Source organism: Chelonobacter oris (assembly GCF_000772535.1).
Taxonomy (GTDB): Bacteria; Pseudomonadota; Gammaproteobacteria; order Enterobacterales; family Pasteurellaceae; genus Chelonobacter; species Chelonobacter oris.
This window is the reverse complement of record NZ_JSUM01000006.1, coordinates 31,464-58,394: the sequence shown is the minus strand read 5'-3', so window position 1 is coordinate 58,394 and position 26,931 is coordinate 31,464. Positions and strand designations below refer to the sequence as shown.

21 protein-coding genes, 5 tRNA genes and 2 pseudogenes are annotated in these 26,931 nt (G+C 41.7%); 14 read left to right on the top strand and 14 right to left on the bottom strand.

The features are described from left to right. Positions 1-152: 152 nt before the first annotated feature. On the top strand, positions 153-938 hold the full coding sequence (gene kdgR, locus OA57_RS04520) for a DNA-binding transcriptional regulator KdgR (protein WP_034614025.1): 786 nt from the start codon (positions 153-155) through the stop codon (positions 936-938). Between the two features lie 47 nt (positions 939-985). Here the strand turns inward: kdgR and OA57_RS04515 are convergent. The 9 genes and pseudogenes from OA57_RS04515 to OA57_RS04475 all read right to left on the bottom strand — a co-directional run bounded on the left by OA57_RS04515 (position 986) and on the right by OA57_RS04475 (position 7,519). Continuing rightward, a pseudogene (locus tag OA57_RS04515) lies at positions 986-2,294 on the bottom strand (TRAP transporter large permease). A gap of 57 nt (positions 2,295-2,351) precedes the next feature. Then, positions 2,352-2,810 carry a TRAP transporter small permease gene (locus OA57_RS04510; protein ID WP_152596717.1) on the bottom strand — a complete coding sequence of 153 codons (459 nt, stop codon included), beginning with the start codon at positions 2,808-2,810 and terminating at the stop codon, positions 2,352-2,354. A 53-nt stretch (positions 2,811-2,863) separates the two neighbouring features. After that, complete coding sequence (locus OA57_RS04505) at positions 2,864-3,793, bottom strand: TRAP transporter substrate-binding protein (RefSeq protein ID WP_268746703.1); 930 nt, start codon at positions 3,791-3,793, stop codon at positions 2,864-2,866. An 86-nt stretch (positions 3,794-3,879) separates the two neighbouring features. Then, positions 3,880-4,587, bottom strand: coding sequence for a 5-dehydro-4-deoxy-D-glucuronate isomerase (gene kduI, locus OA57_RS04500; protein WP_268746702.1), 708 nt, complete (start codon positions 4,585-4,587; stop codon positions 3,880-3,882). A gap of 397 nt (positions 4,588-4,984) precedes the next feature. Next, positions 4,985-5,071: transfer RNA gene (locus tag OA57_RS04495), tRNA-Leu, on the bottom strand. 4 nt (positions 5,072-5,075) lie between these two features. Continuing rightward, positions 5,076-5,151 (bottom strand) — tRNA-Gly (locus OA57_RS04490). Between the two features lie 115 nt (positions 5,152-5,266). Then, on the bottom strand, positions 5,267-5,824 hold the full coding sequence (gene pgsA, locus OA57_RS04485; RefSeq protein ID WP_034614023.1) for a CDP-diacylglycerol--glycerol-3-phosphate 3-phosphatidyltransferase: 558 nt from the start codon (positions 5,822-5,824) through the stop codon (positions 5,267-5,269). A gap of 132 nt (positions 5,825-5,956) precedes the next feature. Then, entirely contained in the window at positions 5,957-6,799 is an 843-nt protein-coding gene (gene ypfJ, locus OA57_RS04480) for a KPN_02809 family neutral zinc metallopeptidase (protein ID WP_034614021.1), read from the bottom strand. A 39-nt stretch (positions 6,800-6,838) separates the two neighbouring features. Then, positions 6,839-7,519: a TIGR01621 family pseudouridine synthase gene (locus OA57_RS04475; protein WP_034614019.1), complete on the bottom strand. Its 681-nt coding sequence runs from the start codon at positions 7,517-7,519 to the stop codon at positions 6,839-6,841. A gap of 38 nt (positions 7,520-7,557) precedes the next feature. On the opposite strand from OA57_RS04475, the gene cls reads away from it, so the two are divergent. Then, positions 7,558-9,018 (top strand): cardiolipin synthase, encoded by a 1,461-nt coding sequence (gene cls, locus OA57_RS04470; protein WP_034614017.1) that lies wholly within the window; start codon positions 7,558-7,560, stop codon positions 9,016-9,018. A 76-nt stretch (positions 9,019-9,094) separates the two neighbouring features. On the opposite strand, the pseudogene tnpA reads toward cls, so the two are convergent. Further along, positions 9,095-9,516 (bottom strand): annotated as a pseudogene (gene tnpA, locus OA57_RS04465) (IS200/IS605 family transposase). Positions 9,517-9,562: 46 nt separating this feature from the next. Between tnpA and OA57_RS04460 the strand changes: the two are divergent. Further along, positions 9,563-10,240: an RNA-guided endonuclease InsQ/TnpB family protein gene (locus tag OA57_RS04460; protein ID WP_034614015.1), complete on the top strand. Its 678-nt coding sequence runs from the start codon at positions 9,563-9,565 to the stop codon at positions 10,238-10,240. A 385-nt stretch (positions 10,241-10,625) separates the two neighbouring features. Here the strand turns inward: OA57_RS04460 and OA57_RS04455 are convergent, their stop codons facing one another. Then, a complete protein-coding gene (locus OA57_RS04455; protein ID WP_034614013.1) occupies positions 10,626-10,844 on the bottom strand; it encodes a type II toxin-antitoxin system RelB/DinJ family antitoxin in 219 nt (72 codons plus the stop codon). Between the two features lie 741 nt (positions 10,845-11,585). Here OA57_RS04455 and OA57_RS04450 point away from each other — a divergent pair. The 6 genes from OA57_RS04450 (at position 11,586) to OA57_RS12945 (ending at position 21,103) form a co-directional block, all read left to right on the top strand. Further along, positions 11,586-13,364: a ShlB/FhaC/HecB family hemolysin secretion/activation protein gene (locus OA57_RS04450; protein ID WP_161788332.1), complete on the top strand. Its 1,779-nt coding sequence runs from the start codon at positions 11,586-11,588 to the stop codon at positions 13,362-13,364. Positions 13,365-13,430: 66 nt separating this feature from the next. Further along, entirely contained in the window at positions 13,431-19,283 is a 5,853-nt protein-coding gene (locus OA57_RS04445) for a two-partner secretion domain-containing protein (protein WP_034614009.1), read from the top strand. Between the two features lie 9 nt (positions 19,284-19,292). Next, positions 19,293-19,661 (top strand): DUF596 domain-containing protein, encoded by a 369-nt coding sequence (locus OA57_RS04440; RefSeq protein ID WP_034614007.1) that lies wholly within the window; start codon positions 19,293-19,295, stop codon positions 19,659-19,661. 3 nt (positions 19,662-19,664) lie between these two features. Further along, positions 19,665-20,057, top strand: coding sequence for a GH-E family nuclease (locus tag OA57_RS12950; protein WP_407637074.1), 393 nt, complete (start codon positions 19,665-19,667; stop codon positions 20,055-20,057). An 86-nt stretch (positions 20,058-20,143) separates the two neighbouring features. Beyond that, entirely contained in the window at positions 20,144-20,752 is a 609-nt protein-coding gene (locus OA57_RS12360) for an ankyrin repeat domain-containing protein (protein WP_235424628.1), read from the top strand. Positions 20,753-20,935: 183 nt separating this feature from the next. Further along, positions 20,936-21,103 (top strand): DUF596 domain-containing protein, encoded by a 168-nt coding sequence (locus OA57_RS12945; protein WP_084589866.1) that lies wholly within the window; start codon positions 20,936-20,938, stop codon positions 21,101-21,103. A 240-nt stretch (positions 21,104-21,343) separates the two neighbouring features. On the opposite strand, the gene OA57_RS04430 is transcribed toward OA57_RS12945, so the two are convergent. The 3 genes from OA57_RS04430 to OA57_RS04420 form a co-directional block, all read right to left on the bottom strand. Then, positions 21,344-21,430 (bottom strand) — tRNA-Leu (locus OA57_RS04430). A 12-nt stretch (positions 21,431-21,442) separates the two neighbouring features. Next, positions 21,443-21,516, bottom strand: a tRNA-Cys gene (locus OA57_RS04425). An 8-nt stretch (positions 21,517-21,524) separates the two neighbouring features. Next, a tRNA-Gly gene (locus tag OA57_RS04420) sits at positions 21,525-21,600 on the bottom strand. A 248-nt stretch (positions 21,601-21,848) separates the two neighbouring features. Between OA57_RS04420 and OA57_RS04415 the strand changes: the two genes are divergently transcribed. The 5 genes from OA57_RS04415 (at position 21,849) to bioC (ending at position 26,930) form a co-directional block, all read left to right on the top strand. After that, a complete protein-coding gene (locus tag OA57_RS04415; protein WP_034614001.1) occupies positions 21,849-22,955 on the top strand; it encodes a methionine biosynthesis PLP-dependent protein in 1,107 nt (368 codons plus the stop codon). 108 nt (positions 22,956-23,063) lie between these two features. Beyond that, positions 23,064-24,353 carry an adenosylmethionine--8-amino-7-oxononanoate transaminase gene (gene bioA / locus OA57_RS04410; RefSeq protein ID WP_034613999.1) on the top strand — a complete coding sequence of 430 codons (1,290 nt, stop codon included), beginning with the start codon at positions 23,064-23,066 and terminating at the stop codon, positions 24,351-24,353. Next, the gene (gene bioF, locus OA57_RS04405) at positions 24,350-25,507 is read left to right on the top strand and encodes an 8-amino-7-oxononanoate synthase (protein WP_034613997.1); all 1,158 of its coding nucleotides are present in this window, start codon (positions 24,350-24,352) and stop codon (positions 25,505-25,507) included. Before bioA ends, bioF begins: the two co-directional genes overlap by 4 nt. 2 nt (positions 25,508-25,509) lie before the next feature. Continuing rightward, on the top strand, positions 25,510-26,160 hold the full coding sequence (locus tag OA57_RS04400) for a DUF452 family protein (RefSeq protein WP_034613995.1): 651 nt from the start codon (positions 25,510-25,512) through the stop codon (positions 26,158-26,160). Continuing rightward, the gene (bioC, locus tag OA57_RS04395; RefSeq protein ID WP_034613993.1) at positions 26,151-26,930 is read left to right on the top strand and encodes a malonyl-ACP O-methyltransferase BioC; all 780 of its coding nucleotides are present in this window, start codon (positions 26,151-26,153) and stop codon (positions 26,928-26,930) included. Before OA57_RS04400 ends, bioC begins: the two co-directional genes overlap by 10 nt. Position 26,931 lies beyond the last annotated feature (1 nt).

The window sequence follows — 26,931 nt, the reverse complement described above, 5'->3', positions numbered from 1 at the left end:
TTGCATATCGGAGATTGTAATAAGTAATATATAGAGTTTTAATTAATATTTCAGTTTTATTTTAGTAAAAAATAGTTTCAGAAAAAGTGACCTTTTATAATCTTTCCTTTATAATAAAATAGTCAATTTAACTAATAAGATAAGGAGTTCATGTGGAAAAAGATACACAGCCTGAGTCTGTTTCTTCAGTGTTAAAAGTATTTGGAATCTTAGAAGCACTAGCGACACAAAAAGAAATTGGCATAACTGAGTTAGCACAACGTTTGATGATGTCAAAGAGTACGACATATCGTTTTTTACAAACGATGAAAGCCTTAGGTTTTGTTTTTCAGGAGGGTGAAAGCGATAAATACGGATTGACACTAAAATTGTTTGAGTTAGGTTCTAAGTCATTGGAATATTTAGATTTAATTGCATTGGCTGATAAAGAAATGCGCTATATTTCCGAACAAACTAATGAGGCTTTGCATTTGGGAATGTTAGATGGCACAGAGATCGTCTATTTGCATAAAATTGATTCTGGCTATAATCTGAGGATGCAATCAAGAATTGGGCGGCGCAACCCACTGTATAGTACTGCAATAGGAAAAATATTACTTTCTGAGTATAGTGCTGAAACAGTAAGAGATATATTAAAAAATGTTACGTTTATTTCACATACAGATAAAACATTGAAAAATATTAAGCAATTACAAGAAGAGCTAGATAGAGTGCGTGGGCAGCATTACGCGGAGGACAATGAAGAGCAGGAGCAGGGACTCAGATGCGTTGCTGCACCGGTTTATGATCGTTTTGGATATATTATTGCAGGGCTGTCGATTTCACTACCTTCAATTCGTTTTGAAGAAGAAAAATTACCGTATTTGGTTACTTTATTACAACAAGCTGGAAAGAATATTTCTGAGAAATTAGGATATCATAGCTATCCTATAATATAATATCTAACAGGAGAGGAAAACCTCTCCTATTCTTTAAATGAGAAATGTCATTTAATAAATCCCATCATTTCAGGTATTGCCATTGAAATTTCAGGTATATAGGTAACTAGCATTAACACGAGAAAAATAACTAAAAAGAACGGTAGTAATGTTTTAATAACTTGTTCAATAGCAATGTTATTTACCTTGCAGCCTGTGAATAATATTGGACCAACAGGTGGTGTTATTGTTCCTAGTGATAAATTAAATATTAATATTATGCCAAATTGAATTGGACTCATTCCTAAACCGGTACAGATTGGTAAGAATATAGGAGTGAATATTAATACTGCCGGGGTAGGATCCATAAATGTACCAATTATTAGTAAAATAATATTAATAATTTAATAAGATCAATACAGGATTATCCGTGATAGATAATAAAATATTAGCAATCACTCCTGGTATTTGCGTAAAAGCCATAACCCACGACATGATTGATGATGTAGCAAGCATAAGAATAACAATGGCAGTCATTTTTGCAGTGTCTAACAAAATATTAGATAATTCATCTAGATTTAGATTTCGATAATATAAACTGAGAAATAAAGAATACATGACTGCGATAGCAGAAGCTCCTGTAGCAGTAAATATTCCACCCAAAATACCACCGATAACAATAAAAATTAAAGAAAGACTGGGAATGGCTTCTAATGTTACTTTTATGCAATCAGTAAAGTTCATATAGTGCTTTGTAATGTAACCTTGTTTTTTTGCCATCCAGCCAGCAACTAGCATTACTCCTAATCCCCAAAGAATCCCTGGTAAATAGCCTGCCATAAATAGTGCTGATACTGAAACGCTACCTGCAATAGTGGCATAAACAATTAATGTATTGCTTGGTGGAATTATCATACCTGTGGGGGCGGATGCAATATTAACTGCAGCACTATATTTAGGCTCATATCCTTCTTGCTTTTGAATAGGGGACATTATTCCACCAATGGCTGCGGCAGATGCAACTCCGGAGCCACTTATGGAACCGAATAGCATATTAGATACAACATTTGTTTGGGCCAAATAACCGGGAAAAAAACCACTAATAATTTTAGAAAAATTAATTAATCTAATAGCAATCCCACCTTTATTCATAATATTACCAGCAAGTATAAAAAATGGAATTGCTAGCAAGGCAAATGAGTCAAGACCGACAAAAATTCTTTGAGCTGATGTCACTATTGTCCCCTGAAAAGGAAGTATAAACAACATTGCAGCAAAAGATGATATTCCAACGCTAATACTTATTGGAGTACCGATAAGAAGAAAAAAAACAGTCCCTAGGAACATAATTAACCCTGCTGTTGTAGCTAAATCCATAATTAATCCTCTGAATTTTATGATGTTTTTTTAAAATCGTTATATAATTTTAATTCATTATGAATAAAATAAAATTAATCCGCCGCTTATAGGGATAACTGAGTATATTACCCCAATTGGTATTTGTAGTGCCGAATCTAATTGCCACATTTGGCGAACACTTGCACTATAACCTCCAAGAATCATTATAGCTAATGCAAAAACAGCAACAGCAAGCTCTGATAACATATCAGAAATTATCTTTGTTTTTGGTGGGAATTTGTCTTTTATGAAAGAAATTAGCATATGTTCTCTTAAACCGAATACATAGGCACTACCGAATAAAACTAACCAAATAAAGAAATATCTAGATAAAACTTCACTTATGGCACTTGGGTTATTGAAAATATACCTAGCGATGACTTGATAAGAAACTAATAGTGTCATAGTGCTAATAATAAATATACATGCTATAGAAATGATTTTGTCTATTATTATTTTCAGCCTTTTGATGATGTTAAAAATTTTATTAAACATATAAAATCCTTTATAAAAAGGAGGCTAGGCTATGATTAGCCTCCTTAACTTGTTTATTTGAATGAAATTATTTTTTCATATAATGCTTTTTGTTCTGGGGTTCTTATTAGCTCATTTTGTAAGTTTTTGCAGCTTTCTTGAAATGGAAGAATGTCGACATTAACAAATGAAGCTCCTTTTTCTATAGCACTATTTTCTGCTGCTTGAATTTGTAAATTCCATATTGAGAATTCTTTAGATATGCTATCTTTCGCTAACTTTTTTAAAATATCTTGATCTGTGTCAGACATAGAAGATAAGAAATGACTGCTTACAACTAATAGATCTGCAACCATTAAATGTTTTGTTCTAGAGAAATAAGGAGCAGCTTCATACTGTTTTAAATCAGTATAGGTTATTTCATTATTTTCAGCCCCATCAAGCACACCTTGTTGGATGGCAGTATAAACTTCTCCTTGATTCATTGGAACACCGGTACCTCCCATACAATTCAGTGTTTTAATCATAGTATCAGATTGTAGTACTCTGATTTTTTTTCCTTTAAGATCAGACATTGTTAATACTGGCGAATTTTTAGTGTATATGCTTCTGGCTCCTGCTGTATAGGCAGCTAAAACTTCAAAACCAAACTTATTTGTAGAAATAAATAAATTGTCTAATATACTGGAAGTAAAAACTTTTTCTTGATGCTCTGAACTGGTGTAAACATAGGGTAATCCTAATATAGCAAAAGTATTATCATAATTTTCAACTAATGGATTCGCTACTATTGCCATTTGGATTGCACCATTCTGTACTAATTCTAATGATGCGCGTTGATCACCTAGTAATTCATTTGGATATATATTAAGTTGATAGCGACCTTCGGTTTTTTCATATAATTGCTGACTTAAATATTGCAATGCCTGATATTGAGGGTGTTTATCTGATTGGTTGAATGCTACTTTTAATTCAGTTGTTGCATTCGCTGCATAGCGATATATTTAATAATCCACTAATGATAGAGATTAGGGATACAGATTTTAATAATCTATTTTTAAACATAATTATGTCTCCTAAAAAATTCTAGTTAAGATAATTGATTAATATCAATAAAATCCATGTCGTCAAATGTTTGATTTTCACCGGCCATTCCCCAAACAAAGCTGTAATTTTCGGTTCCACAGCCAGAATGGATAGACCAACTGGGTGAGAAAATAAGTTGTTTATTTCGTATGATGATATGGCGTGTTTCATGTGCTTCTCCCATGAAATGGAAAACAACTTGCGAAGGTTTAATGTTAAAATAAAGATATACTTCCATTCTTCGCGTATGTGTGTGAGCTGGCATAGTGTTCCATACGCTGCCAGGCTCCAAGTGGGTTACCCCCATACATAATTGACAAGTTTTAATTATATCAGGATGTAAATACTGGTTAATAGTTCTCATGTTTGCATTTTCTGGCGTTCCTAATATTAATTTTTTTGAATCAGTTTGTTTAATTAATTTGGTTGGATATGAATGATGTGCTGGTGTACTAAGTCCATAAAGTACAGCCGGATTATTTGGGTTTAGAGAAATAAATTCGATATCTTCAGTTTCTTTTCCTAAATATAGGGCATCGAGATTATCTAAGATAAATTTCTCTTCTTTGCATTTTATTTCAGCTTCTCCGCCCAAATTGATAATACCAAGCTCTCTTCGCTGTAAGAAGTAAATCTGTTCCAAAGCTTTTTTATCAACAAAGTCATCTAATTTGAGCGATGTTTTAATAGGGCATATTCCAATTGCAACGATGCGATCTATATGCTATATAGCATCGTAATCGTTGAATCATTAAATAATTTCTCTTGTAAATATTCTTTTCGTAAACGCAAGGTGTCATATTGTTTAGCATCAGTAGGATGGGTATTGTGATAAATTTTCATAGTTTGCTCCTTAAGTCAGATTTGATTTTAAGTTAATCATAATAGAATCTACAACTAATTTTGATTCATTTTTTTATAAATTGTGATGATGATCTATTTTTTTTATGAAATGCTATTTTGTTTTTTTGCGAGGAGGGAGGGCTGGATTGTTATAAATGATAAGAGATGGAGCATCGTCATCTGAAATTATGATGTATGAGATTAAACTTTAGAAATAAAAAAAGCCGCATTAAGCGGCTATCTTATTGAATTCTTTATATTTTAAATGGTGCCCGAGGGCGGACTTGAACCGCCACAGCCCGAAAGCCGAGGGATTTTAAATCCCTTGTGTCTACCGATTTCACCACTCGGGCAATTTGGAGCGGGAAACGAGACTCGAACTCGCGACCCCAACCTTGGCAAGGTTGTGCTCTACCAACTGAGCTATTCCCGCATTCGGATTCATTAACTGAATCAAGTGCGGTGCATTTTACTGAATTGAAATTTTTAGTCAAACAAAATTATGGCTTTTTATCTCAACTGCTTAAAAAACAGCACATTTTCAGTGGTTAAGGATTGACGTCGTCCAACAGGCTGCCTTTGGCGGCATTTAGATATTGCAGCATCGACCAAACCGTCAGTACGGCGGCGATATACAAGGCTACGATTGCAATTTGTTCCATTAACGGGTTATAACGCCATAATAAGCCGATAAGTGAAATCATTTGTGCGGTTGTTTTGAATTTTCCCCACCATGAAACCGCAACCTTGTTGCGATCACCGATTTCAGCCATCCATTCGCGCAGTGCCGAAATGATGATTTCCCTTGAGATCATCACGATTGCCGGAATCGTAATCCAAAAATTATGGTAATACTGCACCACCAACACCAATGCCGCAGCGACCATTACTTTATCGGCGACTGGATCAAGAAAGGCGCCGAAAGGGGTGGTCTGGTTCCATCTTCTGGCAAGAAAACCGTCAAACCAGTCTGTAACCGCAGCAATGAAAAAGAGTAATGCCGTTAAAAACGGCGCCCATTTGAACGGAAGATAGAAACACGCAATAAAAAACGGAATCAGTATGACCCGAAACAGCGTCAAGAATGTGGGTATATTAAATTTCATCGAAGTGCCTTAATCACGAAAGACTTCACGGCAAAAGTTTTCCCATTTTATCGCAAAAAAAGAATTATTTAAACCGACATAAAAAAATAGCGCGCAAACAAAAGGCGCAATCCTTGCGCCTTGCCAATCGATTTAACCAAACGGATTACACTGCTTTATATCGCCGCTTTGTAAGCCGCGTTTGAACCATGCCAAACGCTGTGCCGATGTGCCGTGCGTGAAACTGTCCGGCACGACATAACCTTGACTCTGTTTCTGCAAGCGGTCATCACCGACGGCTTCGGCGGCATTAAAAGCCTCCTCCAGATCGCCGGATTCTAGAATTCCGTTTTTATCGGCATAGTAACCCCAAATCCCGGCAAAACAATCCGCTTGTAATTCAAGCTTGACCGATAACTCATTTGCCGCCGCCCGACTGCTGCTGTGCTGTTGTGCCTGCTGTACTTTTGGCAAAATACCCAATAAATTTTGTACGTGGTGTCCGACTTCATGCGCAATGACATAGGCAAATGCGGCATCGCCCGATGCGCGTAGTTTATTGCTCATGTCTTTATAAAACGAGAGATCCAGATAAACCCGCTGATCATTAGGACAGTAAAACGGCCCCATCGCCGCCTGTCCCATGCCGCATGAAGTTTGTGTCGCATAATTATACAGCACCATCGTCGGTGCGACATACCGCTGACCGCTCTTGGCAAAATATTGATCCCAAGCGACTTCGGTATCCGCCAGCACAACCCGTGAAAAAGAATTGAGCTGCTGTTCTTCCTGTTCGCTCAAGCTGCTTTGATACTGCTGCCCGCTCGACGTTAATCCGCCGGTATTGACCAGTCCGGATAAATCGACACCGAAATAGGCGCCGACCAACAGAATCAATAGACCGACAATGCCGCCGCCCTTGCCGCCAAAACCGCCGCTGCTTGAACCGCGGCGATCTTCTACATTATTGCTTTCTCTACGCCCTTGCCAACGCATAATTTAAGCCCTTTTCAAAACTAAACTAAAATCGGGGTATTATCCACTAAATTTACTGTTGATGTCCAGTTGCTCGATTTGTTGCCGAACTGACGGCTGTAAGAAATACTCGCCTTGCTGCGGCAACCGTTTGAGAAACACCGTTTCGCCCCGATAGCAAAACCGAAGGGCGTAAGCATGGAGATAAGTGCGGTCAAGTGCGGTTTGATCCCCATAGCGCTGATCGCCTAAAATAGGGCTGCCGATACTTTTTAACGCCACGCGAATTTGGTGGGTTTTGCCGCTTTTCGGCATCAAGTGAAACAATCGAACGCCCTGTTGACAGCCGAAACTGGTAAAACGGGTAATCGCAGGATTATCACGCGTGCGGCATAATTTCCAACTGCCGTTACGGCTCTTTTGCATATCTCCGATAATTACGCCCTGTTTTTTCTTTGGTTTCCGTACGGAAAGGGCGATATAATGTTTTTCGATCCGCTGCTCCGCAAATAGCTGTGAAAATTCGGCAGCCGCCTGCGCATTTCGCGCCAAGATCAGTAATCCTGAGGTGATTTTGTCCAGACGGTGTACCAACCATAACGACGGACAGCCCAACTGCTCTGCAACCAAATCGGGCAATCCGGACTGCTGTTGATCTTTATGGACACTGATTCCGATGGGTTTATCGATCACGATAAAATCCGAATGTTGATACACGATGGCGATTTTTGTTGTTTGCATTATATGAATAGAGAAATTGAAATAATAATAAGCATAGTATGAATACAGAACTTTCGCAAATTATCGGCTATCTGATGCCGCCTTTAATCTGGATTTTCAGTGTCGGCATTACGGCACGTCTCGCCTTTAAAAAACAAGCGGTGTCGATCACGCTGGCATGGCTTTTGGTTATTTATATCATTCCGCTGTTCGGGATCATCGCCTATCTGGTGTTGGGGGAAATCAAACTGGGTCGCCGCCGTGCCGAATCGTTTAAAAAACTAACCCCTTTGTATAAAGAATGGTTCAGTAGTTTTGATCAGTGTTCCAATCTCACCTTGAGCAATCAGAATTTACGGTTTAAACCGCTCTTTGCCCTCAGTCGACATCGGATCGGCATTCCCTGCGTGTTAGGCAACGAACTGCATATTTTGGATACGCCGCAGCGTATTATCAGCGCAATGATTCGTGATATTGAGCGGGCGCAGCACACAATTGACATGACATTTTACATCTGGTTTGACGGCGGGTTGGTCAATGATGTGATGACGGCACTGATTCAGGCAGCCAAGCGCGGTGTCAAAGTCCAGATCTTGCTTGATTCGGTCGGCAGTAAAAAATTTCTCGGCGGCAAAAATTACCGCTATATGCGTGAGCACGGCATTCGTATTGAAGAGGCTCTGCACGCCAATCTTTTCCGAATGTTTTTTCGCCGCATCGATCTGCGCCAACACCGCAAAATTGTGATTATTGATGATCAGGTCGCCTATACCGGCAGCATGAACATGGTCGATCCGCGCTATTTCAAACAAAACGCTCGTGTCGGCCAGTGGATTGATATCATGGTGCGGATTGAAGGCCCGGTATCGCTTATTTTACGCGGAATACACAGTATGGATTGGCAAATGGAAACCGAAGAAGAGGTTGCCCTGCTGCCGCAATGCCCTATTTTACAGCATAAACCGGACGATTCGCACGGGGTACAGATTTTACCGTCCGGCCCAGGATTTTCGGAAGATATGATGATTCAGTCCCTCTTATTGGTGATCAGCAGCGCCCGCCGTAGTATTACTATTACTTCACCGTATTTTGTACCCAGCGCCACCATTGCGTCTTCCCTTGCGACAGCCGCCATTCGCGGTATCGACGTACAGTTGATTCTGCCGGAAAAAAACGATTCGTTGCTGGTCGAATGGGCAAGCCGTACCTTCTTTGACGAATTGCTGGAGGCCGGCGTTAAAATTTATCGCTTTAAACACGGCTTGCTACATACCAAAAGTATTCTGGTCGATTCCCGCTTGGCGTTGGTCGGCACGGTCAACATGGACGCCCGTAGTTTCATGCTGAATTTTGAAGTCACCATGATTGTAGACGATTTGAGTTTCGGACAGGAAGTTGAAGCGTTGCAGCAGGGATATTTACAGCAATCCGATTTGATGGATATCGAAAAATGGATTAACCGCCCGATTTATCAACGTTTTTTTGAACGGCTATTCTTTTTGTTCAGCCCATTACTGTAATTTTATCAGCCCGTGCCGTAAAACTCCGTCCTTCAGGGCGGAGATATAAGGCTCAAACGGCGAAGCCGTTTCAAACCTAGCTAATCTGTGGGGGTTGTTGTTGCTCGATGTATTGGCGAATAATCGAAATCGGTGCACCGCCACAACTACCTGCAAAATAAGACGGAGACCAAAGCTGATTGCCCCATAATTTTTTGCGTATGCTTGGGTAATTTTTGCGACGTATTAGCCGACTTGAAACGCCCTTAAGCTATTCACAAGATTAGATATTGCTACTTTAGGTGGGTATTCAACGAGTAGATGAACATGATCGTCTTCACCATCAAACTCTACCGGTGTGGACTCAAAATCAGCAAATACGGCTTCAAAAATTGAGCGTAAATCGTCCAAAATGGCTTTAGTGAATACATCTCTGCGATATTTAGTTACAAAAACCAAATGAACGTGTAAGTTAAAAACAACGTGTCTTCCACGTCTAATTTCCATTTCTTTTCCCATAGACCAAGTGTAGAATAAACACAATTTTTGTATTTTAGTTTGGACTATGTTAATCCGCAAAGCCTTTAAATTTGAAATAATGCCAAATGGCGAGCAAGTCCGTAAAATCAAGCGGTTTTGCGGCTGTTCTCGTTTTGTCTTTAATAAGGCATTAGCGTGGCAAAATGAACAGTACGAACAAGATAACGACCACAAATTTAGCTATACTAAAATGGCCAATCTTCTTCCACAATGGAAAAAAAACAAAACCAAATTTAGCCGAAATTGGCAGAAATTAAAGGCAAAAATTGCCAAATTGCACCATAAAATTGCCAACTGTCGCAAAGATTTCTTGCACCAAACTTCAAGTAAAATCAGCAAAAAACACGCCATAATCTATGTTGAAGATTTGCAGGTACAAAATATGTCGGCATCAGCAAAAGGTACGGTAGAAGCACAGGGTAAAAACGTGAAACAAAAATCAGGTTTAAACCGATCGATACTCGAGTCTTGGTTTGAGTTTCGACGTCAATTGGACTACAAAACCCAATGGCTAGGCGGATTTTTGGCAGCTGTTCCTCCACAAAACACCAGCCGAACTTGCCCTTGTTGTGGGCATAGCGCAAAGGAAAACCGCCAAACGCAGGTTCATTTTGAGTGTGTCGAATGTCGCTACAGGGAAAACGCCGATGTAGTCGATGCAATCAATGTGTTAGCGTGTGGACGAGCGATTGTCCAAGCATAATGAAGTATCAGGGCAGGACCTGCCCGTCGCGCTTGTGAAGTGAACTGCATGCACTAGCAGTCAGTAGAACCCACCGAGAGTAGCCTATTGCTTGCAATAGGCGCTAGTAGGAATCCCCTGCCTTAGGCAGGGGAGGATGTCAAGATCTAATCCTCGCCGACGAATCGATTCTTTGATCATCTCGAAATTCGGATTTTTGTTCGACGCGGAATTGGAAAATGCGTTACAAGCTGCTCGAGTTCATTGGGAAAGGCAGGTAAACAGCGAAACATCAATACGATTTTTGTATGATGTTTCAGGAAAGAACCTGTACTTTTTATTTTTCGATTATATTAGGCACCCACATAAAGCGTCACGTTTAAATTGATTTGTTAACGCAATTTTTTCATTGAGCAATTTCAGTGGGGAAATGATTAAAATCATCAATCTGAGCCAGTTTGCCATTTCTTGCGACTGCAATGGCTCGCATGGTTACAGCACTTTTTTCATAATTTGGGATTTTCTTATCATAATCAAAAGATAATGGTACCGCACCGGTCTTAGCGATTTGATGGAAAAACAGTTTCACGGCCTGCGCAGGCGATAAACCATAATTAGACAGCACTTGTACATTATTATCTCGGTATTTGAGAGCCTTATGGTGATGATGAGTTGATTTGTAATTATTGGAAGTTCTTGGATATTGAAAATCCGGAATTTGAAGAAAATAACATTGAAGCAGAATATGATAATGTTCCCTACGACAGCCTCTAAAAGGGTAACTTAAATGGCGAAAGGGAAAAGGGTGACCTTTCCAACAGGAAAGGTCTTACCCGAAAGGGCCAAAGGGCTCTCATAAACGGCTTAATAATTATCCATTCAAAACTACAAATTAGTAATTATTTCTACATTAAGGGGTAAGTTTTACTGTTTTTACGATATTATGCTGACTTGAATAATATGGTCGTATGAATAACTCAGTTCGTTTAATCTGATGAAACTGTTCTGTTTTATCAATAAACGCCGTCCATAATGAATCTATTTTAGCGTGTGCTTCAGGCGTCACAATACCCGGTATTTGGAAACGATCGTAAATGCCGGGTGTCAACCACGAAATTATCGCAGGCTCGGCGTGAGCCGTTTCTTTACCAAGATATTATTTCCAATCACATTGTCCAACTATCAATATTTAGCAAGCGGATTTGACAGAGAGGTAGATTTTATCTGGTATGTAATACCAAATAAGTTAAATTTTGCGATAGCGATCATAAATATTAAAATGCATAAGGCAACCTAGATTGTAATAAAAATTATTGTTATTTATAATGGTATTATATATTCAATTATTAGAATAATAACAATGATCATGATGAATTTATCCACCCTAAAATGGACACCGCACTTTTTACGCTATTCATTGTTCTCTCTTTTCTTATCTGTGCCGGCCACCTATGCCACCGCAAATGAAAATGAAATTGACGGTCTGGACGCACAGCAGACTGTACATCAACAGCAACAAGATAAACAATTACAAAAACAGATGTCGTCTGCGCAAGATATTCGTTTTGATCAAATAACAGAGGAAAAACACACGTTACCGGTGACTGAAAAGCATTGTTTGATGATGAATACATTATCATTGACTGAATGGGACAATGCAGGCATTCAAACCTCATCTTTACAGAATCAGTTTTCTTCGATATTAAGTGCTGCCCGGAAAACACTAGACTTAACATTACCTCGCTGTCTCGGAATTGAGAGCATTGAGATTATCGTTAACCAACTACAGAATGAATGGATTCAACGGGGCTATATTACAACCCGGGTCTATTTGGAAGATCAAGATATTAGTAAAGGCCTGATCGTATTTACAGTCGTACCCGGTAGAATAGGGCATATCGACTGGCGCGATACGAGTGCGACGCCACGCTGGAAAGCCGGTTTAATGCGGAGTGGACTGCCTTTAAAACCGGGCGATTTGTTAAATGTACGCTCGCTGGAACAAGGGTTAGAGAATTTTAAACGTGTGCCTTCCGGCGATCTTAATATTCAAATTATTCCGAATGAATTAAAAAATGCCCTCGTTGGGGAAAGCAATTTGCTGCTTGAATATCAACAGCAATTTCCGCTGCGCTTTTCTCTGGGCTTGAATGATGCCGGTAATAAATCGACCGGCAGGCTGCAAACCCATGTTGGTATGGAATTGGATAATCCATTTTCCTTGAATGACCTTTTTTATCTGAATGTTAGCCATTCTTTTAAACAAGGCAGTGATATGCCGGATAAGCGTCGGGCGCGGAATATTAGTGTTGGTTATTCAATGCCATGGAAAAATTGGTTATTCAGTGCATTTTTCTCTCAGCACTATTATGACCAAACGGTTTTTGGTTTTTATACCAATTATCAATATTGGGGAAAAAGTAAGAATAGTCGCTTAAAAGGCAGTTATCTGCTTCATCGTAATAGTACCCAGAAAACCTATCTTGATATGGGGGTATGGCAACGGCAAGCCAATAATTTTATTGATGATGTTGAAGTCGACACGCAACGTCGGCGTTTAGCCGGTTGGGATATTGGTTTACGCCATCAACATTTTTTTCAACAGAGCTTGTTATATCTCAGTGTAAATTATAAAAAAGGTACCGGTATGTGGCAATCGGTACCGCAGCCGAATAAAACATTAAGTCGTCCTGAAGTGATAAGTGTCAGCCTGCAATTTTATCAACCCATTAAATTCAATACGTTTCGAGGCTATCTGAGCACCGACTGGCAGTTTCAATGGAATAAATCGCCATTATTGGCAAATGATTTATTAAGTCTCGGTGGTCGTTACACAATCCGTGGTTTCAGCGGGGATCTGACCTTGTCCCGTGGACGAGGTTGGATTGGACGACACGATATCGGTTGGCATTATCACCGGAACCATCAGGCTTATCTGGCCGTTGATCTTGGTCGCATCAGTGGTGAATCACAAAAATCAAAAAAATCAAAGATGTTAATCGGCAGTGCAGTCGGCATTAAGGGGGAATTCGCCGGTTATGGTGATATTTATTATGACTTTTTTATCGGCAAACCAATTCACAAGCCTAACCATTTTAATGCCGATAAGCATATTTTGGGATTTAACGTAACCTATTCTTTTTAACCGTTAGCCATTTCAGTTATACGTTGTAATTTTGCTGTTTAAACACCTAAAATAAGGACATGCCCCATGAACAAGCATTTATTTAACGTCATTTTCAGTCAATTCAGACAACTTTTCGTCGTTGTTGCCGAATATTGTCGCCATAGCGGCAAAACAACCCGACTGTCAAAAATCAAAACACCCCGTTTATCACTTCTTTTACCTCGTCCGCTGTCCTTACTGAGTATGGCTATTTTGTTAGCGGTTTCACCAGATATTACCGCCCAAATTATTGCCGATCCGAAGGCAAACAGCAATCAAAAAGCGACCGTCCTGAGCCAAAACGGTAAACCACTGATCAATATCCGCATGCCAAGTACAGGCGGTGTGAGTCATAATGTTTATCAGCAATTTGATGTGGACAGCAAAGGCGCTATTTTTAATAACAGCAAAAATAACCCTTGGTTGGAGAAGGGGGAGGCGAAAGTCATTCTAAACGAAGTAAACTCAAATCATGCCAGTAAATTGGAAGGACAAATTGCCGTTCAAGGGCGAAAAGCCGATGTCATTATTGCCAATCAATCGGGGATTACAGTCAATGGCGCCAGTTTTACGAATGCCGGTAATGTGACCTTAACGACCGGCAAGCCGACAATAAATCAAGGTGATATCCGGGATATCACTATTGAGAAAGGCGTGATTACCGTCGGGAAAAAAGGGCTGGACAATCGGCAGGCCGATTATATTCAACTGCTCGCCAGAACAGCGATTATCCAAGGTAAAATACAGGCAAAATCACTGAGTATTGTCACCGGTTCGCAAAAGATCAGCTATCAAGACGGTACGATACAACCACAAAAAAGCAAAGGTGAGCGGCCTCAGGTTGCGATTGATGTGGCGGAGTTAGGCGGAATGTATGCCGGTAAAATTCATCTTCTGGCAACGGAAAACGGTGTGGGCGTGAAAAATTTAGGCACGCTGCAAGCGACAAACGGTCAATTGATACTCACGGCGGACGGCAAATTAGAAAATCGCGGAACGATACAGGGTGATGTCGTCTCGCTGGCAACGGTGAGGGGCAATATTGAGAATGACGGCAAGCTACAAGGCAAAAGTGCGGTCAGTATTGCCGCAGGGCATGATGTTATTTTGTCAGGTAATGGCATAACACCGACAAAAAATAAGCAAGGCAAAGAGACCCAAGCACAGGGGCAGGTCAGCATTGAAGCCAAAGGCAAAATAATACTGCGTGACAATGCACGGATTGAAAGTAGCAAAACAACGATACCACATCATATTCAGCTTGTCGCAGACAACGTGGAAACAGGAATGAAAGTGCAAGTTGTGTCAGGCGGCTCCTTAGACATAGCAGGTAAACACGGCATTGTTACTCAGCAGGACACTCAGCTTTCAGCCGAGCAGGATCTCACCTTATACAGTAACCGTGGTATCACCTTATCGCATACCGCACTGAAAAGTGATAAGGGGAATCTTATCCTTCACAGTGAATATCCGGTAACGTCTTCGGAGAGTGCTCCCCACATAAAAACAACAGTACTTGCCGATATCTCAATGAAAGAAGGTGCTTTATTTGCCGGCAAACAGATCTTGATGCAGGCAGATAACCAATTAAGCGTGCTTAAACCTCAGATTGGCAAGGCGCATCATATGGCACTGGATGCCGGTGATAAACTGACTTATTTTTTGCCTCTGATAAAAAATAAACCGACAAATCTCAGCGGTGATGTATCGCTCAGCGGCAAAAGTATTTTGATTGGTGATGCGCCGATAACCGCTACACTACAGGCTCAGAACATACGCCTAACAGCGAATGACGGCTTGTTATCTATCGGGAATAATAATCAATTTAAGGCGAGGAAACAGATTGATATTGAATCATTAAACGGTGATATCCAAACGACCAATCTATATGCCGAAGCACTGGACGGTAAGTTATCGGTGCTGGCTAAAAACAACACTCGGTTAACGGCAAAAGACAATATAACAACCGTTTTACACGGTAAAAACGGTATTATGCTGGGCTCGGCCGGCCCCGGCACATTGCAGTTACCGACAGGCATGCGTTTTCAGGCTGAAAAAGGCACCGTGAGTTTACAAACAGGGATAAATTTATCCGTTGATCTCAGTAAAATAGAAAACCGAAGCCAAGGCTTCACCCTGTTTTCCCGCTCGGGCAATATTGAGCTTAAAAACGGCAATCTGACATTAGCCGAAAACGGGCTGAACCTCGATGCAAGAAAAGGGACGGTCACGGTTGGCAATGTCACAGCGAATGTTTTGAACGGAGCGGTCAGTATTTCAGCACAATCGGATATTCATCTGAACCAAACACAATTTACGGCTAAAGAGATTGTGATCAGCAGTAACAAAGAACTCAATCAGAATAACGGTGTAGACACCAAAAATCGACTGGTTGCACAGGATATTCTTTCTTTATACGCCGGTTCATCCCAGAATTTAAATAAGACGACATTACAAGGCGGTGCGGTAGCGATGACCGCCAAGCATGGCGGCATCTATATTCGAGGCAGTACTGATTGGAAATCCGTCGGCAGCGATGGCTTGAAAAATGATCAAAAAACCAAAGGCTTTAACGGGGCATTCAGCATTGATGTCAAAAATCACTTAACCTTGTTACCACAATATAACATCCGTGCACAGAGTGATTTGTCGATTAGAACGCAAAATCATTTACTTTTACGTGGATTTTCAGGAAAACAAGGCAATGCGTCTGCGCAAGTGGTAAAACTGAATGCTGGCGGAAAAATAGATTTAACCGCCGGGGCGGTCACGTTGGAAGCTTCTGAGCTACAATCCAATAATATCAACATCACCTCAACAACGGGCAATATTCAGTTGAAATCGTTGAAAAATAGTGCGGGAAAATATAGTGGTATAGACTGGATGCTTTCTACATTAAAAGCAGAAATTAGTGATTTAAATACGAAATTACAAATTGTTTATGATGAGCTTGATTACCCGTGGAGAGATACTTCTCCTGAAATGGAGTTACTTGAAAAGAAAATAGCTGATACACAAAAAATAATTAATTTTATTTCTTCTCCTAAAAATGGCTATGAACACCTCGGTGCAAAATTGACCGCAAGAACGATCAATCTGCTTTCTCAAGGCAGTATCAGTATTGAATCTGCAAAAATAACTGCCAGTGATACGGTTAATATTAAATCACTCGGCACGACGCCGGCAAAAGACGAACAGCGTGCTTACGGTGTCATGATTAACGGTACACCGGAAGTGTTTGAAAAAGGTAAAAGTGGTAATAATGAACACAGCTATGCCATCTTTAATACTCCGACAGAGATTATCGGCAAAAAAGGCATTAATATTGAAGCTGCCGCACAAAACGGTGATTCAAACTTAATTATCAGCGCTGCTGATTTGCATGCGCTTAATGGTAAGATTAATTTATATGCCTATAATGATATGCGTTTGGAAAGTGGGCAAGAAGAGTTCTATAGTTATCACTTTCGCAGTTATCGAGCCGGTAAATGGTATAAGCCTAAACGCGTGACAGAAATAAATACGAGTAAACGTTCAGTGGCAAAACCGACAAACTTGTCGGCACAGTCGATTAACTTAAAAGCCGGCGGCAATATCGATCTCTATGCGACTCACTTCAAAGCTCGGAAAGGCAATATCGATATCACCGCAGGTCGAGCATTACGGCTATATGCCGTTGATGAAGAAAATTATTACAAACACGAAAAAACCAAAAAATCCAAATTATTCGGTTTTATCTCCAGCGGCAAATCAAAATCCTCCAGTACCAAAGCGGTTCAGTCTGCGCTACCGACTCGACTGGTGGCGCAAAGTGCATCGACAAATTCAGGTTGGGATACACTCTTGCAAGGGACGAAGTTTACTACACTGACGCCGGCAAAAATCCGTGTTGGTGTGGGGGCGCAAGCTCGCAAAGATGCGAAAATCATTTTCGAAGGGATAAAAACCAAAGTCATCGAAATTCATAAATCGGAATCCAAATCAGCGCTGTGGCAGAAAATGAAAGACCGAGGCAGCAGCGTTGAAACCTTGAGCTTACCGCACTTTAACGGCACGGCGCCGATATTTTCCGCCCCCGGTGGCTTATCGGTGCAGCTGCCGAAAGGGGCTTTCAGAACAGAAGTTGAGAAGCTGGCGAAACAACCGGGCATGGAATACCTCAACAGCCTTACCCAACGCAAAGATGTCGACTGGAAACGGGTAAAACTGGAATATGAAAAATGGAATCACAGCCAACAGGGACTGAGCGGCGCCGGTGCGATAATTGTGGCGATTGCAGTTGCGGTCGCCACGTCGGGTGCCGGTGTAGGCGCTTTGGCAATGACGGGCGTTAATGTTGCCGCCACCTCAACTGCGGGGGTGATGGCGAATGCCGCAATAACCGGTTTGATTACCCAAGCCTCGATTTCGAGTATCAATCACGGCGGTGATTTAGGCAAAGTCTTTAAGGATTTAGGGAGCAAACAGAGTGTAAAATCACTGGCAACCTCGGTGGTGACGGCCGGCATACTGGAGAAAGTCGGTGCCTTGTCCAGCATGCAACCATGGTCGGATAGCGTATACTGGACGGATAAGCTCAGTTATAACGTGGTTAACAACAGCATCAGCTCGCTGACGAGTGCAACGATTAACGGCGAAAGTCTGGAAAGCGCCTTGAAACGCGGGCTGTTAAGTGCGGTAGCGGAAACCGGACAGGGCATTGGGGCGAATCGGATTAAAGGGCTGAAAACGTTCAGCAGCAGCGAATTTGCCAATCAGTTTGCGCATAAACTGGCACATGCCGTAGCGGGTTGCGGTGCCGGTGCAACGGTTGGCGGCAAATGTGTTGACGGCGCTGTCGGGGCAGTGATGGGGGAAATTACCGCTGAAATGCTTGCTGATAAACTGATTCAATTGTTAAGCGACAAAGAGCGTGAAAAAGTGGTCGGCTACAGTAAGCTGGTTGCCGCCGGAGTTACCACATATCTCGGCGGCAACCCCAATACCGCCGTCAACACTGCTGACGTAGCGGTGCGCCATAATTTCCTGAAGGATAATGAACCGGCTTATTTTGCCGAGAAGATGAAGCAATGCAAGCGGAATACAACCTGCGAAATGCAGGTAACCCAACAAATGGCTGAACGGGGTATTCGGAATATTAATGAATTGAAAGGCTGCTGGGAGAGAGGTGATCAGGCTTGTAAGATTCGGATTCAAGAGGGTATTACAAATGCTGAGAAACATTATAGTAAATTGCATTTAATGGATTCGATAGTCAGCGACAGTTATAAGAGTTCGGGCTACTGGTTTGCGGATTTGATCGAAAATGGGCAAGGAAGCAGTTGGCAAGGTGCACTACAAGGTAAAAATCTTTCATCAGCAACAATGTCTGCAACATTTGGTATGTTGGCCGGCATAGGCGGCATGGTACAAAATCAAAGTGCGGTTAGTGTTGCAAAGATGCAGACGAGAGATATTGCAGTCAGAACTCAATATAATCTTATTAATCAATTTAGGGAACAATTCAATAACAGTAAAATTCATCCAAGAGAGATGAAATTAAGTGTGAATGGAAAAATTTTCTATGCCAATAAGAAATTGAGTGAGGGTGCACCGATTTTCTCAGGATTATCCAATAAGCAAATTGAACAGCTATTTAAAGATATTTCAGGAGTTAATAAGTTGCCAAAAGGTAAAATTGTTCAGGGAATAAAAAGTATTAATGGTGAACCAGGAATAGTTTATCCTGTTAAACCAGAGGATAGTTTATTAAAGGATACAACAGTTAACTTAAGAAACTTTTCTACAAGTCAAGATATTAGTGGTGTAAAATGGACTATAGAAATTATTAAAGGGAAAAAGAACATTGAATCCCAAGGATTATTCAAGAGTGATAAAATAGAAATTAAATTTAAATGAGGTGCAATTATGATAGAGAAAATTCCGTTACTTGTTTACGAAGATATAATGCTTAATAAGGGGTATTCATTAGATGGGGTTTTTATAGGATTTCAAAGGCATTTTGGGTTTATCGAAGATAATCCAAGGGTTAAAGAATTGTTTTTAGAATTTTTGACTGATTTAATGTATAAAGGAGAAATGAAATTATACAGTTATGATGAAAATAATTTTTTAAAAGGGAGTGTTGAAGAGCAAATAAATTTATTTCGCAATGCATGGCCAAATCATTATGATGAAAAAGATCCATTATATGATATTAATGGTTTATGGTGGAATAGCTATGCGCCTGCTGGAGCAGTGTGGTGTTATGATGATGGTGGAATGGGTTGGACATAAGCCATAAGAAGTAGCATTATTGAAACACTAAGCTTATCGCGCTTAACGGCACGGCGCCAATATTTTCCGCCTCCGGCGGCTAAAGAGTTAAAACTAACTCAGCAACAATTCAATAATTATGTGAATGCAAGACCGCAGAACTTTAGATTAGAAAATATGTTAGAAAATCGTAGCCATAAAATTGAAATGCCTGGAATAGATAAAATTAATCCAATTGTTGGTGATAGGAAGGAATTTTTTAATAAAATGAAAAAAGAAGATTTTGCATGTAAACAAAAAGTTTTAGATAGATATCAAGAATTGTATAACCAAGATCTTGAGTTAAGGGTAATTGGGGAAAATAGTGATGAAGATATAAAACTTTTACAAGATGTTTTTTTATTAAAAAAGAATTAAATATTCTTGATATAAGTCCTAAAGAAAAATAGAATTGGCTACATTATTGCAACTTAAATAGCTATGCTCCCGCACCTTTAGTTGTGATGGAGTTTTATATTAAGCATGGCGTAGATGTAAATGCTCAAGATATGTATGGCATGACCCCATTACACTATGCATTACGGGCACGAAATGCAGAAGGAGCAATAGCTTTATTAAATGCAGGGGCAGGTGGCTCTGCTGTAAAGCTGCAAAGTGCGGTTAATGTTGCAAAGATGCAAACGAGAGATATTGCAGCCAGAACTCAATATAATCTTATTAATCAATTTAGGGAACAATTCAATAACAGTAAAATTCATCCAAGAGATATGAAATTAAGTGTGGATGGAAAAATCTTCTATGCCGATAAGAAATTGAGTGAGGGTGCACCGATTTTCTCAGGATTATCCAATAAGCAAATTGAACAGCTATTTAAAGATATTTCAGGAATTAATAAGTTGCCAAAAGGTAAAATTATAGCGGGAAAGCAAAGCCTTAATGGAGATGTCGGATTAGTATATTCAATTAAAATTTCCAATGGAGATCTTAAGGGCTCAATTATAGGATTAAGCAATTTCTCTAGTTCACAAGAAATATCTGAAGCAAAATGGACACTTGATGTAACAACACCTTTGATAAATAAAGGAAGACAAATAGAGGTTAAGTTCAAATGAATTATGATTATTTAATAAAAGATATCATGCGATATGCTAGAGGTTATAGTTTTGTATCAACGTGGCAATGTATTAGTGAATATAAAAAAACAATAAAATAGAAAAATCTAGAAAAGAAATTTTTTTAGATATTTTACGGATATTGATAGAAACGAATAAAATAAAACTAATGTCTAATAATGTATTTATAGAAAAAATGCGGAGGAACTTGCAGAGCTATTTAATCAGTATTGGCCTAATCATTATGATGACAGTGATCCTTTGTATGATATAGATAATTTGTGGTGGAACTGTCATGCGCCTGCGAGTGTGGTTTGGGTTTATGATAATGGTAAGTTTGGCTGGACATAAGCCATAAGAAGCAGCATTATTGAAACATTAAGCTTATCGCGCTTAACGGCACGGCGCCAATATTTTCCGCCTCCGGCGGCTAAAGAGTTAAAATTAACTCAGCAACAATTCAATGATTATGTGAATGCAAGACCGCAGAACTTTAGATTAGAAAATATGTTAGAAAATTAACAGGAAAAATGTTAAGGAGTATTGACGATTAGGTTAAAATAAAAATATGAGTAATTTCAGATATATAGATGGTGCCCGAGGGCGGACTTGAACCGCCACAGCCCGAAAGCCGAGGGATTTTAAATCCCTTGTGTCTACCGATTTCACCACTCGGGCAACTGATTTTGATGGAGGCGTGTCCCGGAATCGAACCGAGCTACATGGATTTGCAATCCAGTGCATAACCTCTTTGCTAACACGCCTTAGAATTTGGAGCGGGAAACGAGACTCGAACTCGCGACCCCAACCTTGGCAAGGTTGTGCTCTACCAACTGAGCTATTCCCGCAATTGTCAACGACGTTTTGTTACTGTCGTTAGTCAGTGAGTGGGCATTTTACTGACTTCTGATTTAGTGTCAATGGCTGATTGCATTTTTTTGTTTGATTGCCGAAAAAATGAGTGGTTTTGTCGGAATCGGCGTAAAAGTGCGGTTTGACGGATTTTTTCGCTTATAAGGTGCTTTAATCGGCTTGGGCTTTATGTCAAAATGAATCACTTCTTAATTATTGGCAGACTGTTTTAAGGCATTTCATTATGACAACTTACTCGATCGAAACCGAACTGGCGCAATTGGGCAACCGCACGGATGAAAAAACCGGCGCGGTTTCTGCACCGATTTATCTTTCTACCGCTTATGGTCATCACGGCATTAACGAATCGACCGGTTACGATTATACCCGCACCAAAAATCCGACCCGTACCGTGTTGGAAGAGGGTATCGCCCGTTTGGAAGGCGGCGATCGCGGTTTTGCCTGTGCCTCGGGCATGGCGGCGATTCAGCTGTTGATGTCGTTGTTCCGCTCGCCTGACGAATGGATTATTTCCAGCGATGTATACGGCGGCACTTATCGTTTGCTGGATTTCAGCTATAAAAACAACAACAGCGTGAAACCGGTGTATGTAAATACCGCTGATTTAGCGGCGATCGAAAGTGCGGTTACGCCGCATACTAAAGCGATCTTTATTGAAACGCCGTCCAATCCATTAATGGAAGAGTGTGATGTGGCGGCAATCAGCAAAATTGCCAAAAAGCATAATTTATTACTGATTGTGGACAACACCTTTTTAACGCCGGTGTTGTTCCGTCCGATTGAACACGGTGCGGACTTGGTGATTCACAGTGCCACAAAATATTTGTCCGGCCATAATGATGTGTTGGCTGGGCTGATTGTGTCAAAAGGGCAGGCGCTGGGGGAGCGCCTGTTCTATCTGCAAAATGGTGCCGGGGCGGTATTGTCGCCGTTTGATTCTTGGTTGGCGGTACGCGGTTTGAAAACGTTGGCATTGCGTATGGAACGCCATCAGAAAAATGCACAGGCAATAGCCGAATTTTTGGCGGCGCAGGATGAAGTGCTGAATGTGTTGTATTCCGGCAAGAGCGGTATGTTGTCGTTCCGCCTGAAAGACGAAAACTGGGTTAATCCGTTTTTAAAAGCGATGAAACTGATCACCTTTGCCGAAAGTCTGGGCGGCACGGAGAGTTTTATTACTTATCCGGCAACCCAAACGCACATGGACATTCCTGAGGCGGAGCGTATTGCGCGCGGCGTGTGTAATCGTTTGTTGCGTTTTTCTGTCGGGCTGGAAAATGTGGAAGATATCAAAGCCGATTTAACGCAGGCTTTCGCACAATTGAAATAAGTGAATTTAAGTCAAGTAATTTAATATTATATAAAAGGATATTCATCAGAATATCCTTTTTTATCGCTATGTTAGAATGGCGTTTATTTTTAAAAAGACGATACTCATATGAATTTAACCGCACTTTTAGCGTTTGATCGCCAACACTTGTGGCATCCTTATGCTTCCACACTCGATCCGTTGCCGACTTATGCGGTAGCCAAAGCCGAAGGCGTGGAAATCACATTGCAAGACGGGCGCAAGCTGATTGACGGCATGTCGTCATGGTGGGCTGCGCTGCACGGTTACAATCATCCTCGCCTCAATCGAGCAGCGACCGATCAGTTACACAAAATGAGCCACATTATGTTTGGCGGCTTGACTCATCAACCGGCAGTAGAATTGGGGCGGCTGCTGCTTGAACTGCTGCCGTCGCCGTTGCAAAAAATCTTTTATGCCGATTCCGGCTCGGTGGCGGTGGAAGTGGCGATGAAAATGGCGCTGCAATATCAGCATGCAAAAGGAAAACCTGAACGCTGTAAGTTTGCTGCCGTTCGAGCCGGATATCACGGCGACACTTGGCATGCGATGTCGGTGTGTGATCCGATTACCGGAATGCATTCGCTGTTCAGCCGGCGCTTGCCGATTCAGTATTTTTTACCGCAGCCGCAAACCAAATTCCATGATAGCTGGAATCCTGACGATATCACCGCACTTGCAGACTTATTGGCACAACATGGCGATGAGATTGCCGCTCTGATTATAGAGCCGGTTGTGCAGGGGGCGGGCGGCATGTATTTTTATTCTCCGCAATATTTGGTTGAAGCCAAAGCGTTGTGCGAAAAGTACGGCGTGTTACTGATTTTCGATGAAATTGCCACCGGTTTCGGGCGCACGGGAAAACTGTTTGCTTTACAACATGCCGACATCACGCCGGATATTATTTGCCTCGGCAAAGCGCTGACCGGCGGCTACATGACCCTTTCGGCGACGATAACGACTGCTCGCATCGCCGATACCATTTGCGCCGGTGAGGCAAGCTGTTTTATGCACGGCCCGACGTTTATGGGTAATCCGCTAGCGTGTGCCGTGGCGGCGGAATCGATCCGAATATTACTGGAAAGCGATTGGCAAGGGAATGTTGCTCGGATTGAAAAACAATTAAAACAAGAACTTGCGCTTGCTAAGCATTGGGATTGCGTGGCGGATGTGCGCGTGTTGGGGGCAATCGGCGTGATTGAAATGAAAAGTGCGGTCAATCTGCGTAGTTTGCAGGCACGCTTTGTTGAACAGGGCGTTTGGCTGCGTCCGTTCGGCAAATTGGTCTACCTGATGCCGCCGTTTATTATCACGCCGCAGCAATTGTCACAGCTGACCAACGGGCTGTTGACCGCACTTCGGCAGGAGTATTCGTTATGATCGGTTTTTATGCCGAACAGCTACAGCGATTAAAACGGCAGGGGCAATACCGCACTTTGCCTGATATTCGCCATGAGGGAAAATTTATCTGGCGTGACGGGCGAAAAATGCTGAATTTCTCCTCGAATGATTATTTGGGATTAGCTTCTGATCAGACACTTAAGCAACAATTCTTTGCGCAAATTGATTGGCAACAGGCAGCGCTGACCTCTTCTTCATCTCGCTTATTAACCGGTAATTTCCCGATTTATGCGCAATTGGAAACCTTGATGGCAGTGCAATTTCAGCGTCAAGCCTGTTTATTATTTAACAGCGGCTATCATGCCAATATCGGCATTTTGCCGGCATTGGCTGACAAGCAAACCCTGATTTTGGCGGATAAATTGGTACATGCCAGCTTGATCGACGGAATTCGGCTATCAACAGCACATTATCAACGCTATCGGCATAATGATTATGCGCATTTGCAGCAGTTATTGGAAAAAAATGCCGCAAATTTCCAACGGATTATTATCGTAACTGAAAGCGTGTTCAGCATGGATGGTGATGCGGCGGATTTGACGCGGCTGGTGGCTTTAAAACAGCAGTATGGCAATGTGTTATTGTATGTGGACGAAGCCCATGCGATCGGCGTACTGGGTGAGAATGGGTTAGGCTTGGCGGAACAATGTAATTGTATTCAAGAAATTGATTTTCTCGTCGGTACGTTTGGCAAAGCGATTGCTTCAATGGGCGCTTATTTGCTTTGCGATTCGGTTATTAAGGAATATCTGATCAACAACATGCGACCGCTGATTTTCTCGACCGCACTTTCGCCGCTGGTGGTGGAGTGGTCATATTTTGTGATGCGACATTTGGCGGATTTCAAATCACAACGCATGCATTTGCAACAAGTAAGTGCGCAATTGCGGAGTGCGGTGCAGGCAATCACCGGCCAACCGATGCCGAGTGAAACACATATTGTGCCGTATATTTTGGGCGATAATTCAGCCGCGATTGCCGCTGCCGAACGGCTGCAAAAGTGCGGTTTTTACTGCTTGCCGATTCGTCCGCCGACCGTGCCGAAAGGCGGATCGCGCATTCGTTTCTCATTGACGGCGGATATGACCGCCGCCGAGGTGGCACAACTGATCACACACTTGAATACGGATTGATTATGCAAACGGAATGGATTTCGATAGCAGAGAATAACCGGCACTTGATCGTCTATTTTGCCGGCTGGGGAACCTCGCCTGATTTGGTAAAAAATTGGCAAATTCCGCCGGGGCATGATGTGCTGTTAGTGTGGGATTACCGCACTTTAGATCTGAATTTTGATTTTAGCCGCTATTCGCAACGGAATTTGGTGGCGTGGTCGATGGGCGTATGGGCGGCGGAGCAGAGTGTGGCGGATTTGGCTTTTGCAACGGCGGTCGCAATCAACGGAACACCGCACTTGTCAGATGATGAATTAGGGATTCCCACGGCTATTTTTCAGGGAACATTAGCGGGTTTTAACCCATTAACCCGTAGTAAATTTGAACGTAGAATGTGTGGTAACCGTGATTTCTTACAACAATATCAAGCGGTTTCGCTTAGATCAACCGAGGAAATCGCTGCCGAATTGAACGCTGTAAATGCGCATTTGCCGTTATCGAAACCGCCTGTTATTGCATGGCGGAAAGCAATTATCGGCGAGCAGGATCAAATTTTCCCGAGTGCTAATCAGCAACGCTATTGGCAACAAACGGATTGCCAAATAGAGCAATTGACCGCACCGCACTTTTTATTTCCGTTATTGAACGGCTGGGATAGATTATGCCGTTAGTAACCGATAAAGTGAGGATCGAAAAATGTTTTGCTAAAGCATTCACCAGTTATGATAACCACGCAATCGCACAACAGCAGATGAACCGTGAGTTATGCCGCTTATTATCCCGTTATACGCAAACCGAGCAATTTGAACAGGTGTTGGAAATTGGCTGTGGCAGTGGGGATTTGACTCGTTTAATCGCACAGCAATACCAAGTGCGGTCATGGTGGCTGAATGATTTAAATGCCGCCGCATTAGCAGAAGTGCAATCCGATTTAAAACAACAGCAGATTCAACTACTGGCAGGCGATGGGGAGCTATTGGATCAAATGTTGCCACTGAATCGGCAATTTGATTTATGCCTTTCTGCGGCTACCGTGCAATGGTTTCAACGCCCACAACGATTTTTACACTTGGCGCAACAGGCGCTGAAAGCGGGCGGGCTGTTACTGTTCAGCACGTTTTTACCGAATAATTTATCGGAAATCAAACAATTAACGCAGATTGGGCTGAATTATCCGAACGAAGCGGATTGGCAAACATGGCTGCAACCGCACTTTGAATTAGTAGCGCTGCAAAATGATCCGATCGTACTGCATTTTGCGCACCCAAGTGCGGTATTGCGCCATTTACAGGCGACCGGTGTGACCGCCACCAACCGAAGATTCTGGAGTAAAGGGCGATTGCATGATTTTTACCGGCGCTATCAACAGCAGTTCGGCATGGCGGACAGCCAAGTGCGGTTGAGTTATGCCCCGTTACTGATATTGGCAAGAAGAAAATAAG